Origin of the sequence: Streptomyces sp. NBRC 110028, from assembly GCF_001417735.1 — a bacterium.
GTDB lineage: Bacteria > Actinomycetota > Actinomycetes > Streptomycetales > Streptomycetaceae > Streptomyces.
On sequence record NZ_BBUZ01000030.1, the window covers coordinates 223849 to 238564 of the forward strand.

17 protein-coding genes and 1 pseudogene are annotated in these 14716 nt (G+C 72.4%); 6 read left to right on the forward strand and 12 right to left on the reverse strand.

The window, feature by feature from the left end:
• Nucleotides 1-3: 3 nt before the first annotated feature.
• On the forward strand, nt 4-1056 hold the full coding sequence (locus tag ASC60_RS22835) for a PHP domain-containing protein (protein ID WP_199831023.1): 1053 nt from the start codon (nt 4-6) through the stop codon (nt 1054-1056).
• A 12-nt stretch (nt 1057-1068) separates the two neighbouring features.
• On the opposite strand, the gene ASC60_RS22840 is transcribed toward ASC60_RS22835, so the two are convergent.
• From ASC60_RS22840 to ASC60_RS43080, 3 genes are all read right to left on the reverse strand, one after another.
• The gene (locus ASC60_RS22840) at nt 1069-1641 is read right to left on the reverse strand and encodes a YceI family protein (protein WP_055553867.1); all 573 of its coding nucleotides are present in this window, start codon (nt 1639-1641) and stop codon (nt 1069-1071) included.
• 123 nt (nt 1642-1764) lie between these two features.
• Nucleotides 1765-1932 carry a hypothetical protein gene (locus ASC60_RS43075; RefSeq protein ID WP_234357083.1) on the reverse strand — a complete coding sequence of 56 codons (168 nt, stop codon included), beginning with the start codon at nt 1930-1932 and terminating at the stop codon, nt 1765-1767.
• Nucleotides 1929-2123, reverse strand: a complete 195-nt coding sequence (locus ASC60_RS43080) for a glycoside hydrolase family 97 C-terminal domain-containing protein (RefSeq protein ID WP_055553869.1) — start codon at nt 2121-2123, stop codon at nt 1929-1931. The genes ASC60_RS43075 and ASC60_RS43080 overlap by 4 nt, the downstream gene beginning before the upstream one ends.
• A gap of 98 nt (nt 2124-2221) precedes the next feature.
• On the opposite strand from ASC60_RS43080, the gene ASC60_RS42300 reads away from it, so the two are divergent.
• On the forward strand, nt 2222-2389 hold the full coding sequence (locus ASC60_RS42300) for a hypothetical protein (protein ID WP_199831024.1): 168 nt from the start codon (nt 2222-2224) through the stop codon (nt 2387-2389).
• A 1-nt stretch (nt 2390) separates the two neighbouring features.
• Here the strand turns inward: ASC60_RS42300 and ASC60_RS22850 are convergent.
• From ASC60_RS22850 to ASC60_RS22865, 4 genes and pseudogenes are all read right to left on the reverse strand, one after another.
• Nucleotides 2391-2874: pseudogene (locus ASC60_RS22850) on the reverse strand (nuclear transport factor 2 family protein).
• Between the two features lie 48 nt (nt 2875-2922).
• Entirely contained in the window at nt 2923-3210 is a 288-nt protein-coding gene (locus ASC60_RS22855; RefSeq protein WP_055553871.1) for a hypothetical protein, read from the reverse strand.
• 70 nt (nt 3211-3280) lie between these two features.
• On the reverse strand, nt 3281-3979 hold the full coding sequence (locus tag ASC60_RS22860) for a response regulator transcription factor (protein WP_055553873.1): 699 nt from the start codon (nt 3977-3979) through the stop codon (nt 3281-3283).
• A complete protein-coding gene (locus tag ASC60_RS22865) occupies nt 3976-5229 on the reverse strand; it encodes a sensor histidine kinase (RefSeq protein WP_063787192.1) in 1254 nt (417 codons plus the stop codon). Before ASC60_RS22865 ends, ASC60_RS22860 begins: the two co-directional genes overlap by 4 nt.
• Nucleotides 5230-5449: 220 nt before the next feature.
• Between ASC60_RS22865 and ASC60_RS22870 the strand changes: the two genes are divergently transcribed.
• On the forward strand, nt 5450-6253 hold the full coding sequence (locus ASC60_RS22870) for a CPBP family intramembrane glutamic endopeptidase (protein ID WP_234357084.1): 804 nt from the start codon (nt 5450-5452) through the stop codon (nt 6251-6253).
• A gap of 161 nt (nt 6254-6414) precedes the next feature.
• On the opposite strand, the gene ASC60_RS22875 is transcribed toward ASC60_RS22870, so the two are convergent.
• From ASC60_RS22875 to ASC60_RS22890, 4 genes are all read right to left on the reverse strand, one after another.
• Complete coding sequence (locus ASC60_RS22875) at nt 6415-7233, reverse strand: class I SAM-dependent methyltransferase (RefSeq protein ID WP_055554004.1); 819 nt, start codon at nt 7231-7233, stop codon at nt 6415-6417.
• A gap of 199 nt (nt 7234-7432) precedes the next feature.
• Complete coding sequence (locus ASC60_RS22880; RefSeq protein WP_055553877.1) at nt 7433-8629, reverse strand: globin domain-containing protein; 1197 nt, start codon at nt 8627-8629, stop codon at nt 7433-7435.
• Between the two features lie 111 nt (nt 8630-8740).
• Nucleotides 8741-9190: an Rrf2 family transcriptional regulator gene (locus ASC60_RS22885; protein WP_055553879.1), complete on the reverse strand. Its 450-nt coding sequence runs from the start codon at nt 9188-9190 to the stop codon at nt 8741-8743.
• A 36-nt stretch (nt 9191-9226) separates the two neighbouring features.
• Nucleotides 9227-10444 carry an AI-2E family transporter gene (locus ASC60_RS22890; protein ID WP_199831025.1) on the reverse strand — a complete coding sequence of 406 codons (1218 nt, stop codon included), beginning with the start codon at nt 10442-10444 and terminating at the stop codon, nt 9227-9229.
• 313 nt (nt 10445-10757) lie between these two features.
• Here ASC60_RS22890 and ASC60_RS22895 point away from each other — a divergent pair, with 313 nt between their 5' ends.
• The 3 genes from ASC60_RS22895 to ASC60_RS22905 all read left to right on the forward strand — a co-directional run bounded on the left by ASC60_RS22895 (nt 10758) and on the right by ASC60_RS22905 (nt 13487).
• Entirely contained in the window at nt 10758-11960 is a 1203-nt protein-coding gene (locus tag ASC60_RS22895) for a cysteine desulfurase-like protein (protein WP_055553881.1), read from the forward strand.
• Between the two features lie 136 nt (nt 11961-12096).
• Nucleotides 12097-12636 carry a hypothetical protein gene (locus tag ASC60_RS22900; protein WP_055553883.1) on the forward strand — a complete coding sequence of 180 codons (540 nt, stop codon included), beginning with the start codon at nt 12097-12099 and terminating at the stop codon, nt 12634-12636.
• Nucleotides 12637-12776: 140 nt separating this feature from the next.
• On the forward strand, nt 12777-13487 hold the full coding sequence (locus tag ASC60_RS22905) for a TetR/AcrR family transcriptional regulator (protein ID WP_159043300.1): 711 nt from the start codon (nt 12777-12779) through the stop codon (nt 13485-13487).
• Nucleotides 13488-13545: 58 nt separating this feature from the next.
• On the opposite strand, the gene ASC60_RS22910 is transcribed toward ASC60_RS22905, so the two are convergent.
• A complete protein-coding gene (locus ASC60_RS22910) occupies nt 13546-14652 on the reverse strand; it encodes an amidase domain-containing protein (protein ID WP_055553886.1) in 1107 nt (368 codons plus the stop codon).
• Between the last annotated feature and the right edge of the window lie 64 nt (nt 14653-14716).

Below are 14716 nucleotides of genomic sequence, written 5' to 3' on the forward strand. Positions count from 1 at the left end.
ACAATGGAGGGCGTGGTGGACCCGCTGACGGCTCTGGACCGGATCGCGTTCCTGCTGGAGCGCGAGCAGGCACCCACGTACCGTGTCCGCGCCTTCCGTACCGCGCAGGCGGTGCTCGCCGGGCTGCCCGCGGAAGAGGTGGAGCGACGGGTGGCGGCGGGCACCCTCGCCTCGCTCAAGGGCCTCGGCCCCAAGACCTCACAGGTGGTCAAGGAGGCGCTCAAGGGGGAGGTGCCCGGCTATCTGCGGAAGCTGGAAGCCGGCCCCGGGGAGCACGGGGCCGGGGAGCACGGGGCCGGGGCCGCCGCGGACGAGCTGCGGGCCGCGCTGCGCGGCGACTGCCATCTGCATTCAGACTGGTCCGACGGCGGTTCCCCGATCGAGCTGATGGCCCGTACGGCCGCCCGGCTGGGGCATGACTGGGCGGTGCTGACGGACCATTCCCCACGGCTGACCGTCGCCCGGGGACTCTCGGCGGACCGGCTGCGCGAGCAGCTGGACGTGGTGGCGGCGCTCAACGAGACGCTGACGCCGTTCCGGCTGCTGACCGGGATCGAGGTCGACATCCTGGCCGACGGCTCGCTGGACCAGGAGCCCGAACTGCTGGACCGGCTGGACCTGGTGGTGGCCTCCGTCCACTCCAAGCTGCGGATGGACGCCCGCCCGATGACCCGCCGGATGGTGACCGCGGTCAGCGATCCGCTCGTCGATGTGCTGGGGCACTGCACGGGGCGGCTGCTGGGCGGCAAGCGGCCCGAGTCGGCGTTCGACGCCGCCGAGGTCTTCGCGGCCTGCGCGGAGTCGGGCACCGCCGTGGAGATCAACTGCAGACCGGAGCGGCTGGACCCGCCGCGGCGGCTGCTCCGGGAGGCGGTCCGGGCGGGGACGTTCTTCTCGGTCGACACCGACGCCCACGCACCCGGCCAGCTCGACTGGCAGATCAACGGATGCACCCGGGCGGTGGAATGCGGCGTGCCGAAGGAGCGGATCGTCAACACCTGGACGGCCCGGCAGCTGGGGGAGTGGACCCGCACCCGCAGACCTCCGGGCCGTTAGCGGTTCCGTCGCTCAGGAACGCGGGCCCGAGGGGTCGAGCACGGCCTCCACGTCGATGGTGATATCGACCAGGTCGCTCACCACGACCCCGCCCCGGTCCACCGCGTCGTTCCAGGACACCCCGAAGTCATGCCGGTTGACCCGGCCCGTGGCGAGGAAGCCCGCCCGCTGCCTCGGCCCCAGGTCCTGGTCGCCCTCCCACCAGGGTGTGCCCCACTGCCCCAGATAGGCCACGTGCAGCGGCACCCTGCGGGTGACACCGCGCACGGTGAGGTCGCCCGTGACCTCGAACTCGGTTTCGCTCAGCTGGGTGACGCCCGTGCTGGTGAACGTCCACATCGGGTGGTGCGCGACGTCGAAGAAGTCCGCGCTGCGCAGATGGGCGTCCCGCTGCGGCTGCCCCGTGTACACCTGGGTCGCGTCGATGGTCGCCTCGATCCGGGCGTCCTCCGGCTTGTCGGGATCCACCTCGATCGACCCCTGAATATTTTTGAACTGCCCGCGCACGTACGTGACCATCATGTGCCTGGCCTTGAATTCGGCGCCCGTGTGGCCGGGCTCGAAGAACCATCTGGTGATCGCCATATCCGCTTCCTGACGTGTGATCCGCTCGGTCGCCCTGGAACGATCATGCGTCAGATGCGCGGGATCCGCCGCTCCGCGCGCCCGCGCCGGATCCGGCGCGGGCATGTGCCTCAAGGTGTGCGGTCAGGACCGGTCGCATCTGGTGAGGCCGGGCCGCCGGCGGCAGGCGATCGCGGCGAATCCGCCGTCCTTCACCACCGGGACGGACGCGGTGTCCCCGCCGCGCACCACCCTCGGCTCGCGCACCAGGCCGTCCGCTCCGTCGAGGACGAGGTCGACCAGCCACTTCACCCGCCCAGCCGCAGTGCCACGGCGGCGGTGTGCGCGTCGCCGGTGAAGGTGCCGCCGATGAACCAGCGCCCGCCCTTCGCCCGCGCGAGCACCGCGCTCTCCCCGGGTCGCCCCACCGGCAGCCGGGTGTCGTCCCAGGAGGCGGGTACCTGCTCCAGGAAGCGACGGGCCCGGGGACCGCCTCGGGACACCTGAAGGTCAGCGCGCCCGAGGCCGCTGTCCGTCGCGTGGGATCCTGATACCCGGCCAATGGTCGGGCAGAGACTCCGGCGAGAGAGGGACATCGACGATGAGCGAGACAGACCCCCGGCAGCCCTCGGCCCCCGCCCCCGCCGAACCTGAGGGCGGGGACGCCGCCTGCTGGCTGGACCGCGTCTGCGCCGCGTGCGGCGCCCTCCAGGACATCACTCCCTTCGAGCACTGCCGGCGCTGCGGCGCGGAAGCGGAGGACCGCTGACTCACGTCCGCTCCGCGCCCCCGAGCCGCTCCGTAGCCCCGCCGAAGGCCAGATGCGTGGTTCGCGAGGCCAGCAGCCACCGCCCCTCCACCCGGCGGAGCGCGTCCTCGTAGTGCCCCACATCGACCGGCGGCCGCGACGGGACGATGCCGCCGCGATAGCCGTCGACCCGGTACGTCGCGAAATACGACGTCGCACCGGCCGTCGTCGCGTAAGTCCACCGTGACCAGGACGTTCGAACACACCCGGCGCGACAGCCGGTCCACCGGCCGCGACGCGAAATACTCCCACAGCGCGTCCCGCCCCCGCACCAGCCGATCCCCGGCGGGCCACTCCCACGTCCCGTCGGCGGTGAACAACTCCGCCACCGTGCCCGGTTCCCCCAGATCGAGCCGCCACAGGAACTCCACGATCAGCCGCTCACAAGCCCGCTCGGCGAGCAGCCGCTCCATCGGATCGAGGATTTCGCTCTCCACTTCCGTCATCTCCACCATCTCCTCACGGTACGAGGCGCCACCGGCGAACGGCGGCGATTAACACGGGCCCTCGATCGCACCGATGTCGGGGGCGCCGTGGTAGAGCGGAGTGCCCCGGTAGTCGCGGCCGCCGTTGCCGGGGGTGGGGACGCCGGAGTCGAGCAGAGGGGAGCTTGGCCGGGGAGCGAAGGCCAGGCCGGTGCGCAGCCGCGGGCCGCTGGTGGGAGTGCCGTACGGGCCCGACACGTCCGGGGTGACGAACAGCGGGTCGCCGGTGCGGGCGTGTGCGTCCGTGGCGGGCGTCGGCCGGGTCTGACGGAGCGTCGTCCAGAGGTCATCACGCAATAGAAAGCGCTGTCATAAGTGGTGTCAAGGCGTCTGCCACACAGGTGACTTGATGATTGAAACCGCTTTCTTACCTTCGTGGCACGAGCCCCGCTTCGAAGGCCAGGATCACCGCCTGGGTCCGGTTCCCGGCGCCCAGCTTGGTCAGCACATTGCCCACATGCGTCTTGACGGTCTCCGGACTCACCGTCAGCGCCCCCGCGATCTGCTGGTTCGTCAGCCCCTCCGCCATCAGCTGAAGGATCTCCGCCTCCCGCCGGGTGAGCGCCGCCACCCGCTCCGCGGCCTCCCGCCGCACCGGACGTCCGGTGGTCAGACGGGCGACGGCTTCGGGGAAGAGGACCGAATCCCCGCTGGCCACCAGCCGGATGGCATGGGCGATCTGCTGGACCGGGGCCCGCTTGCGGATGAACCCGCTGGCCCCGGCCTCCAGGGCGTCGTAGACATACTCGTCGTTCTCGAAGGTGGTGATCACGATGATCTTCGGCGGCTCCGCCGACGCGGCCCGCAGCCGCCGCGTGGCCTCGATGCCGTTGACGGTGGGCATCCGCACATCCATCAGCACCACATCGGGCCGCGACGCGTCCACCAGCGGCAGCACTTCGGACCCGTCGGCGGCCTCGCCGACCACGGTGAGATCGGGCTGCGCGGACAGCAGGGTCCGCAGTCCGGTGCGGGTGAGTTCCTCGTCGTCCACGATGAGCACGCGCACCGCACGGCCGGCACTCCTGGCCCCGTCCGGCGCCCCACCGGCGTTCACGGTGGTCATCGCGCGGCCCCCAGCGGCAGCCGCGCCACCAGCCGCCACCGGGCGCATCCGCCCCCGGGGCCGTCCACCGGCCCGGCGGACACCTCACCGTTCAGCAGCCGTACCCGGTCGGCGATCCCGGCCAGCCCCCGACGCGGCCGCCCGCCCCGGCGGAAGCGCGCCCCGCCGCCCACCGGCTTGACGAGTTCCACCTCCAGCAGGCCGTCGCGGGCGGCGACCCGCAGCGTGATGCCCGCCTCGGCGCCGTGCCGCAGCGCGTTGGTCAGCCCCTCCTGGACGATGCGGTACGCCTCGCGCGACACGGTCGCCGGGACGCGGTCCAGGGCGCCCTCGGTCGTCATCTCCAGCACCGCGCCCGCCCGGCGCACCGACTCAGCGAGCGTGCCGAGATCGGCGAGGGTGCGCGCGGGAGCGGTGGACGCGTGCTGGTCCCGCAGGACTCCGAGGACATGGTCGAGGTCGTCCATCGCCGCGCGGGCCGTCTCCTCGATGGTGTTCAGGGCGCGCCGGGCCGCCGCCGGATCACGCTCCAGCAGTTCGCTCGCCACCGCCGCCTGGATGGTGGAGGCGGTCAGCGTATGCCCGATGGAGTCGTGCAGCTCCCGCGCCAGCCGGTTGCGCCCGGCCAGCAGGCGCGCCCGCTCCTCGGCGGCGGCCGCCCGCTCGGCGGGCCGGTGGTCGAGGAGGACCGGAGCCAGCAGCCGGAGCCCCGCCGCGGCGGCCGCGGTCACGTACGCGGCCAGCAGCAGACACAGGGCGGTGACGACGGGGCACCACGCCCCCGTCACGCCCGCCCGCACGGTGACGTGGCCCCTGAGGACGGCGACCCGGCCCCCGCCGTCCAGCCATACGGCCGGAAAGATGACGGCGGCGAAGGCAAGCGCCCCGGTCACCGCCGTCGCCGCCACGCCCACCGCCGCGTGCGGCACCAGCCAGGCCGCCGTCCGCGCCCGGTTGGCCCACCGGGACCGGGGCGACGCGGCGGCCGGGGCGGGCAGTTCGGTGCCGAGCCACCGATTGGCCAGCGTGACGCATCCGCGGCGCGCCGCGTGCGGACCGCCCATGACAGCGATCACCACGACGAGCGCGAGCGTGACGCCCGCGATACGGCCGGGCAGCGGCCACCCGGGCGGCGCCGACACCACCACCGCCACCACCAGCGGCGGCACACTCAGTGCCGCTCCGAGAAACGCGTAAGCCCAACCCCGATAGGTGGCGCCATCGAAAAGCGGGCGCATCAGTGTGCGCATGGCCCGCACGCTACCGGCGGCCCGGAGCGCACCGCCTCCCCCGAAAGAGCCAGCCGCCCTCCCGATGCCGGGGGACGGGGAATTCACCCTCGGCAGCGATGCGTCCGCACGCCGCCGGACGGCAGCCTGATCCAGCTCTCTTCCGCGGCCTTCCGCGCCGACCCGTCATCACTCACGAAAGGCATGCGCGTCGATGTCATCGAAAACCAGAGGAATTGTGGTGTACCTCGCCCTGTCCTGCGCCGGAACCTGGCTGTGGCTGTTCGTGGCGTACACAGCCATGGGACTGTCCGCACTGCATCCCCTGCTGCAGCTCCCGGCCTTCTGCGTACCCGGCATCGCGGCGTTCGTCGTACGGCGCTGGGTCACCCGGGAGGGATTCGCCGACGCGGGGCTCCGGCTCCGGCTGAAGTCCGCCTGGCGCTACTACCTCCTCGCCTGGTTGGGCCCGTTGGCGTTCGCCGCCGTGACCATGGCGCTCGCGGCCGCGCTGGGTGTGTGGCGCCCGGACCTCAGCCCGCTGGACGAGATCGCGGACGGTGTCCCGGGCTGGGCGGCGCTGTGCGCCCTGATGCTCGCGATGCCGCTCCTCACCCCGCTGTACTGGGGTGAGGAGTTCGGCTGGACCAGCTATCTCCGGCCGCGGCTCTTCGGCGGAAGAATGGCGCCATCGATGATCGTCACCGGGCTCATCTGGGCGTCCTGGCACTTTCCGCTGGCCTTCATCGGCTATGTCGAATTCCCGCATCTCTTGCTGGGGCTGCTGGTGTGGACCCTCAGCTTCCAGTGCCAGGAGGTCATTCTCGCCTGGCTCTTCATACGCAGCGGCACGATATGGACCGCGAGCCTGGCCCACGCGGGAAACAACATGGTGCTCTTCCTGCTCACCGGCCAGCTGCTCGGCAGCGGGGACGACGGTCTCGGAACGGTCGCCGTCACCGTCCTGACCACGATCCCGCTCGCGGGGCTCAGCCTGTGGATCGCCCGGCGTCCCCTCCGCGCGGTGGCGCCATCCATGAGCTAGTGCCGCGTCAGCCAAGGTTCACCCCGCTCGCCGCCCTGGCACGGTCATCTGCGGCGTTGCCGAATCGACCGAGTAGGCCCCACTACGAGGCCGATCCGGCGCCTTGCATCTGACCGCACCAGGACGCCTTGCTACCGGGCGAACTTTGACTGACGCGGGCACTAGAAGCGGTAGCGCAGAATGCGGCCCACGTCCTTGAAGCCGGGCAGACGCGCCATCACCTTCATGCTCATCCTGCCCGCGGTGGGCATCGCCTCCATCCCCGGCATGTCGACGCTGCGCACCGAGTCCATCAAGGTCAGCCCGTCGTGCCAGCTCTCGATCTCACGCGGATCGTCCAATCCCCAGTGCAGCGTCGCGCCCGCGTTGCGCACCGCCGGAACCAACTTCTGGAGCCGGATGCCCAGGGACCCGTAGACGTCGAAGAGCAGCTGACCGCCGGGGAACCGGTCGGTGATCCGCTGGATGAGGCGCTTGCCCTCCTCCTTGCGCAGATACATCGTCAGGCCCTCGAAGACGGCCACGGTCGGCCGGTCGTCGGGCACCTCGCGCAGCCACGCCTCCTCGGTCACCGAGGAGGCGATCATCTCGTAGGCGCCCGAAGGCCGCGGGAGCAGTTGCTCGCGCAGCTCGATGACGTCGGGGTAGTCGACGTCCAGCCAGCGCACCGACGGCGACGGGTCGAGCCGGTGGACCCGGGTGTCCAGCCCGCACGCCAGGTGCAGCACGGTCGCCTTCTGGTGCTCGGCCAGGAACGCGGCGGTCCAGTCGTCGAGCTGTTTGGCCCGCAGCGCGATGCCGACCGCGGTGGTCTCCGTCATGCCCGTCTTGGCGAAGTCGTAGGCGACGCGCTCCACCGCCTCCTGGGCCGTATGGTCGCCCAGGACGGAGTGCGGAGAGCGGCTGTCCACCGCCCTGCCGTACAGCGTGGCGAGCATCGTCTCCTGGGTGCCGCTGAGAGTGATCTTTTCGCGATCCATGGTTCCTCGGTCGGGTGCGGTGATACCGGCGGCCATGTCCGGCATTCATCCGGGATGGGCGGAATCCGTGCTGCGTACCGTGCCACGAGTACCCGGACCGAGGCGACCGCACCCTGGGCCATTCGTGTCCTTCACGCCGCGATCCGGGGCCCGGCGGTCGCCGGGGACGGCCGGAAAGCGGCGGTCGGGTGAGCCGGGGTCAGTCCTGGGCGAGCCACAGGTCGGGGCCGAAGACCTCGTAGTGGATGGCGGACGGCCGTACACCGCGCTCCAGCAGCTGGGTCCGCACCGACCGCATGAACCCCAGTGGTCCGCAGAGGTAGGCGTGGACGCCGTCGGGGATCTCGACGTCCGACAGGTCCACCCGGCCGGTGCGCTCGGCCGGCCGGCCGTCCCCCGGCCGCTCGTACCAGAGGTGCGCGGAGCCCTGGGCGAGCTTGGTGACCAGCCGCTCCTGGTCGGCGCGCAGCGCGTGGTCGTCGGGGGAGCGGTCGGCGTGGACCGCGATGACCGGGGCCTGGTGCCCCCGGTCGACCAGGTCCTCCAGCATGGCGACGATCGGTGTGCAGCCGATACCGGCCGACGCCAGCAGCAGGGGTGCGTCCGTGGCGTCGAGCACGAGGTCGCCGTACGGGGCGGACACGCTGATCACATCGCCCTCCCGGAGGTGCTCGTGCAGATGACCCGAGACCTCGCCGTCCGGCCCCTTGCCGCCGCGCACATGCTTGACGGTGATGGAGCGCACCGACGCACCGGGCGGGTTGGTCAGGCTGTACTGACGGATCTGGCGCGCCCCGTCGGCCAGTTCGACCTGGACCGAGACGTACTGGCCCGCCTTGAAGGCCGGTGCCGGGCGGCCGTCCGCGGGCCGCAGCCGGAAGGTGACGACGTCCGCGGTCTCCCGGACCCGCTCGGTCACCTCCCACGGCCGCCAGGTCCCGCCCGCCAGCACGCCCTGCTCGGCGTACAGCCGCCGCTCGATCTCGATGAGGGCATTGGCCATCAGCCAGTAGACCTCGTCCCAGGCGGCCACCACGTCCTCGGTGACCGCGTCACCGAGGACCTCCGTGATCGCGGCCGACAGGTGGCGGTGCACCAGCGGGTACTGAGCGGGGCTCACCCCGAGCGAGGCGTGCTTGTGCGCGATCCGGGTCAGCATCGCGTCGGGGCGGACACCGGGGTGCTCCACCAGCGAGGTGGCGAACGCGGCGACGGCGCCGGCGAGGGCCTGCCGCTGGATTCCGGCGGCCTGGTTCCCCCGGTTGAACATGTGCCGCAGCAGCTCCGGGTGGGCCTCGAAGAGCTTCCGGTAGAACAGGTCGGTGATGGACCCGATGGCCGCGCCGACGGCGGGCAGGGTGGCGCGGACGGTGTCAGCGGACTTCTGGGAGAGCATCACCGGCTCCTAAGCGGTACATGAGATTCGTATTCAACGGCGCGAAGAAACCCGACGCGGTGAGCGCCGGCGCACGGGCGGGGGAGGGTCGGCCCGGTGTCCCCGGAGGGTTCACCGGTCCGCCTCGGGGCCCTGTCCGACCAGTCCGAGCAGGACGGGCCCGGTGGGGGAGCCGACCAGATCGGTGACCGTCAGCGGGTCGAGCGAGGAGAAGAACGCCTCCTGCGCCTGCCGCAGCGCCATCCGCAGCCGGCAGCCCTGCCGGAGCGGGCACGGGGTGTCGCCTTCGCAGTCGACCACCTCGGCGGGCCCTTCGAGCTCCCGGACCAGTTGGCCGACCGACGCGGTGCGGCCCGCCCCGGTGAGCGCCAGCCCGCCGCCGCGCCCCCGTCGCGTCTCGATGAGGCCGAGGTGCTGCAGCCGGGCGGCCACCTTCGCCAAGTGGCTGTACGGCACCCGCATCTCCCCGGCGATCTGCCGCGCGGTGCACGGCTCGGCCCCGGTGACCGCCAGTCGCATGATGGCCCGGAGGGCCAGGTCGGTCGATTTCGTCAGCCGCATGACACCAGATTAGATAATGCGAATCTCAGATGCAATTTATCGGGGCGGGGTCCGCAGCGCACGGGTCACCGACCAGGCCACGGACACCATGGGCACGGCCACGATCGCGCCGACCACCCCGGCCACGATGCTTCCGGCGATCACCGAGATCGCCACCACCACCGGGTGCAGCCGCACCGCCCAGCTCATCACCAGCGGATGCAGCACATGCCCCTCGAACTGCCCGGCCACGACGACGAGCGCGAGCACCACCGCCGCGATGACCGGCCCCCGCCCGGCCAGGGCCACCACCGTGGCCACGGCCAGCGCGATCGGCGAGCCGATCAGCGGGATGAAGGTGGCGAAGAAGACCAGCAGGGTCAGCGGCAGCGCCAGCGGCACCCGCAGCAGCAGCAGGACCAGGCCGACCAGCGTCGCGTTGGCCGCCGCCACCAGGATGATCCCCCGGGTGTACCCCGCGAAGGTGCTCCAGGCCGCCCGGCCCGCCCGGTCCCACGGGGAGCGGGCCGCCTCCGGGAGCTGCTCGCGGAACCACCGCCACATCCCGTCACCGGAATGCACGAAGAACAGCGAGCAGAACAGCCCCAGCACCGCCGCGGTCAGCGCCTCCACGATCCGGCCCGCGCTGCTGAGCGCGCTGCTGATGAGGGTGGCGCGATGGGCCGACACAAAGGTGCTGATCCTGTTGTGCAGCCCGGTCAGCGTACGGTGCCGGAAATGGAACGGCGGCCCCTCCAGCCACTGCGTGATCCGGCCGATCCCGCCGCGGAACTCGCCCACGAGCCGTCCCGCCTCACCCGCCGCCGCACTGCCCACCAGCGCCAGCAGCCCCAGCACCGCCAGCAGACTGCCGAACACCGCCAGCGCCACCGCGAGCGGCCGGGGCAGCCCGCGCGCCAGCACATCGGCCAGCGGCCGCAGCAGCGCCGTGCCCACCAGCGCCAGGAACACCGCGACCGCCACCAGCTGAAAACGGCCCAGCACGGTGAACGCCAGATAGACCGTCACCCCGACGGCCAACAGCCGCCATGCGTACGCGGCGGCGAGCCGCACCCCGGGATGCACCCGATCACTCGCCCCGTCCGCACCGGCCCCCCGGGGCCCCGCCGACATCGGCGCCACGGCTCGCAGCGCCCGGCGCGGACGGCTGCCGAGCGCCGCGTACCGCGCCCGCCCGCCGCGCCGGATCCCCGGACGCCGTCCGCCCTCCCCTTTCCGCGCCCGCTCCGGCGGAGGGGGAGACTCGCTGCTCACGCCGGTGCCACCACCCTCCGCGCCCCGGTCCCGCGCCCGGTCCCGCGCTCCGGTTCCGTGCGGCGGAATGGGGGGGCGACCATTCTTCCCGTTATGTGTCCGATGGGATGATTCAAGCAGGGTGGCCGGGCACGCGCCTGATCACGCCTCCGCCCGGCGAAGCCGACCACGGCCGCCACGGGCCCCTCGAAGCCCCCTCCCGCGGGCCGGCGGGAGCTGTGGCGCTGTTCCCCGCAGCCCTGGCGAACTCCATAATCGATCACCACGGTGCCTCATCCGCCGACCGCCCTCCGCACCGCAGCAAGGAGTTGCCGTGACGTACGACATCACCGCCATCCGCGCGCAGTTTCCCGCGCTGAAGGCCGGTTCGGCCCACTTCGACGGCCCCGGCGGTACGCAGACCCCCGTCCCCGTCATCGAGGCCATCACCGACGCGCTGGCCCATCCGCTGGCCAACCGGGGCCGGACCACGGCGGGGGAGCGCAACGCCGAGGCGATCGTCGCGGCGGCCCGGCAGGCGATGGCCGACCTGCTCGGCGCGGACCCCACCGCGGTCGTCTTCGGCCGCAGCGCCACCCAACTGGCCTACGACTTCTCCCGTACGCTCGCCACGACCTGGTCGCCGGGCGACGAGATCGTGGTCACCCGACTGGACCACGACTCCAACATCCGCCCCTGGATCCAGGCCGCCGACCGGGCCGGGGCCACCGTGCGCTGGGCCGACTTCGACCCGGCGACGGGCGAGCTGACCCCGGACGACATCAGCGCCGTCCTGGGCGAGCGCACCCGGCTGGTCGCCGTCACCGCCGCCTCCAACCTCATCGGCACCCGCCCGGCCATACCGGAGATCGCCCGCCGCGCCCACCGCGCCGGGGCGCTGCTGTACGTCGACGGCGTGCACTACACCGCCCACTCCCTCGTCGACCTCGACCGGCTCGGGGCGGACTTCTACACCTGCTCCCCGTACAAGTTCCTCGGCCCCCACCTCGGCGTCCTGGCGAGCCGCCCCGAACTCCTGGAAACCCTGCGCCCCGACAAGCTGCTCCCCTCCACCAACGCCATCCCCGAGCGGTTCGAGCTGGGCACCCTGCCGTACGAATTCCTCGCCGGGACCCGCGCCGCGGTCGACTTCCTCGCCGGACTGGACCCGCGGGCGCGCGGCAGCCGCCGCGAACGCCTGGCATCGGCGTACGCGGCCCTCGAAGAACACGAGGACGCGCTGCGGCTGCGCATCGACAAGGGGCTGGCCGCCCTCGACCCGATCACGGTCCACTCCCGCGCCGCGGACCGCACCCCCACCCTGCTGCTGACCATCGACGGCCGCGACACCACCGACGCCTACGGCTACCTGGCCCGCCGCGGTGTGGACGCACCGTCCGGATCCTTCTACGCCATCGAGACCTCCCGCAGGCTGGGCCTCGGCGACACCGGCGGGCTCCGCGTCGGCCTGGCCCCCTACACCAGCACCGAGGACGTGGACCGGCTGCTGGAGGGACTGTCGGGCTTTCTGTCGTGAGCCACGTGCTCAGCGCGGGGCGTGACCGCCGTCGGTGTCGCCATCGACGCTGCCGGGTGCCACCGGCTCGCCCCGCACCCGCCGGTGCCCCGGATAACGCATCGCGCCGGCGGCCCGCGGCTGACACCCTCCCTCCATGGAACACGCCGAGGTACTCGTCATCGGAGGACGCGCGGGCGTCGGCAAGACGACGGTCGGCTGGGAGGTATCAGCGCAGCTGCGCGCCGCGTCCGTGCCTCACGCGATCCTGGAGGGAGACTTCATGGCACAGGTCCACCCGGCCCCCGAGGGCGATCCGCACCGCACGAAGATCGCCGAACGCAACCTGACGGCCGTCTGGGCCCACTACGCCGAACTCGGCCACCGGCGGCTGGTGTACACGAACACCGTGAGCGTGCTGCCCGCGACCACGGACATGATCGAGCGTGCCACCGGGCCCGGCGCCCGGATCGTCCGCGTCCTCCTCACGGCCTCGGACGCCACGGCGGAGGAGCGGCTGACGGGCCGGGAACTCGGCTCGGAGCTGGAGCGTGAACTGCGGGGCAGCGCCCGCAAGGCCCGCCTCCTGGACGAGCAGGCCCCCGCGGACACCCTGCGCGTGGCCACCGACGGGCGGCTGGTGGTGGACATCGCGCGCGAGCTGGTGACCGCCACCGGCTGGACCGGCGGCGCGTAGCGGTAGCGGCGTCGCCGCCCGCCCCTCGGCCGCCGAGGCCCGTACGCGACCGTCGGTTCGGAGCCCACCGCCCGGCTAGGCTCAGCCGTGCGGCATGGTCCACGGCATGCGGTACGCACACGGAGGGAAGGCGCGGGAGCGTGAGGGACGGTCAGGAATCCATACGGTCGAAGCCCGCGATGCGCGCCGACGCCCGCCGTAACCAGCAGCGCATCCTGGACGCGGCCCGCGCGATGTTCAGCGAGCACGGCACCGCCGCGCCCCTGGACGACATCGCCCGCCGTGCCGGCGTCAGCATCGCGACGCTCTACCGCCGCTTCCCCGACCGCGCCGCGCTCTGCCGTCAGGTGGCCGTCGAGGGCTACGAAACCGTGCTGGCCGAAGCGCTGGCCGCCCAGGAGGTGGCCGAAGGGGGCGGCCCGGACGCCCCGCTGCGGGCCGTCGAACGCTTCCTGACCGGCGTGGTCGAGCAGCGCTCCCGCCTGGTCCTCCCGCTGTTCGGCGGCCCGGCCTTCCACGACGAGGAGGCCACCGCCCTGCGTCACCGCATCACCGGATCCCTGGAGGCGGTGCTCGCCCTCGGCCGGGAGTGCGGCGCGGTGCGCGAGGACGTCAACCCCATCGACGTGCTGATGGCCGCGGCCCTGATCAGCAGACCCCTGCCCAACACCCCGCCCGAGTGGCTCGACATCACCGCCCGCCGCCACATCGCCGTCCACCTCGACGGCCTCCGCCCCGGCGCCGGCCATCACCTCCGCGGCCCGGGCCCCGGCCATCCGGAACCGGAGCACGCCTTCAGCCGCGAAACACCGGCCGCGGCGGAGAGCGCCCCCACCGGACACCGCGCGTGACAACGGGCCGTGGCCCCCGCCCGGAGGACGGAGGCCACGGCCGGCGGAGCGCTCCCGGTCAGGTGCGGTAGGCGTAGTACAGGGAGTTCGGGTTGGAGGCGATGATGCTCGCCACCGACTTCCGGTACGTGTTGACCGAGTGGTACGTCATGTACGGCACACCGCTGGAGGAGCGGTACGTGACCATCATGGTGTGGTCCTTGGACCCGTCCCGGTCGAAGTCCATCTGCATGACGTCCCCGACACCCATGTCGTACACGTTCCCCAGGTTGGTCGCGCGCTTGGCGTCCAGCGTGAACCACGACCACTCGTTGGCGCCCACCCAGGACGTCGCCTGGGTGGAGGTGTCGTACCACCAGGTGCGGTAGTCCTGCCCGTCACCCGGCGCGTGCTTCCACCCGCCCGCCTTCAGGGCCTGGCTGATGAAGTTGGTGCAGTCCCCACCGGCCTCGTTGAACTTCCGGTAGGCCGGGTTGTAGTTGCTCCAGTACTTCTCCGCGTACGCGGCCATCGCCGCGTAGTCGTACGCGCCCGCCGGCTTGGCCGTCGACCGGGACGGCTTCGTCGTGGACGCGGGAGTCGCGCTGGGCAGGGCCGCCGCCTTCACCGCCACCGTGGCCGGCTCGTTGATGGCCCGGGGCCCGTCGTCGGTGGGCCTGATGCCCGTCAGCTCCCACTTCCCGCCGGTCCCGGCGGTGAAGCTCAGCTCGTGGTGCGCCTGGAAGCTGGTCGTCGCGGGCTCGTCCCCGCGGATCTTCTTGTACGTCAGCGTGGTGGTCTCCGTGGCCTGGACGATCGCCCGCCCGCTCGCGACGCGGGTCTTGCCCACGGTGACCTTGGTGTCGGCTTTCGTGTACGCCTCGCCCAGGGCCGCCAGCCGCGCCTTGCGGGTCCGCAGCGTGGACAGCGCCGTGTTCTCGGTCCGCGTCAGACCGGCCGACAGCCGCGCCTTCTTGGTGGCCGGTGCCGCCGTACGCCGCGCCTGCTGCCCGTCCAGCAGTGCCGCCGTACGCTCGGTGAGCACCGCGTCGGCCAACTGCCCGAAGGACGTGGTGGTCGCTCCGTCCACCACACCTGTCTGCGCCGCACTCGCGGCCGAAGCGGGCAGTGCCACGGCCGACAACGCCACCGTCAGTGCCGCCCCGGCAGCGGATCTGAAGGTCATCGATTTCACTGTGTTTTCCCCTCCGCATCCCGGGCCGGATCGACCCGGGGGGTCGGATCCTTGC

Bases quoted from the DNA above. Each gene is read 5' to 3' on its own strand.
- ASC60_RS22840 (WP_055553867.1), bottom strand. From the start codon at position 1,641: ATGGCGATCACCAGATGGTTCTTCGAGCCCGGCCACACGGGCGCCGAA.
- ASC60_RS22900 (WP_055553883.1), top strand. From the start codon at position 12,097: ATGGAACACGCCGAGGTACTCGTCATCGGAGGACGCGCGGGCGTCGGC.
- ASC60_RS22865 (WP_063787192.1), bottom strand. From the start codon at position 5,229: ATGCGCACACTGATGCGCCCGCTTTTCGATGGCGCCACCTATCGGGGT.
- ASC60_RS22910 (WP_055553886.1), bottom strand. From the start codon at position 14,652: ATGACCTTCAGATCCGCTGCCGGGGCGGCACTGACGGTGGCGTTGTCG.
- ASC60_RS22835 (WP_199831023.1), top strand. From the start codon at position 4: ATGGAGGGCGTGGTGGACCCGCTGACGGCTCTGGACCGGATCGCGTTC.
- ASC60_RS42300 (WP_199831024.1), top strand. From the start codon at position 2,222: ATGAGCGAGACAGACCCCCGGCAGCCCTCGGCCCCCGCCCCCGCCGAA.
- ASC60_RS22875 (WP_055554004.1), bottom strand. From the start codon at position 7,233: ATGGATCGCGAAAAGATCACTCTCAGCGGCACCCAGGAGACGATGCTC.
- ASC60_RS22885 (WP_055553879.1), bottom strand. From the start codon at position 9,190: ATGCGGCTGACGAAATCGACCGACCTGGCCCTCCGGGCCATCATGCGA.
- ASC60_RS22860 (WP_055553873.1), bottom strand. From the start codon at position 3,979: ATGACCACCGTGAACGCCGGTGGGGCGCCGGACGGGGCCAGGAGTGCC.
- ASC60_RS22880 (WP_055553877.1), bottom strand. From the start codon at position 8,629: ATGCTCTCCCAGAAGTCCGCTGACACCGTCCGCGCCACCCTGCCCGCC.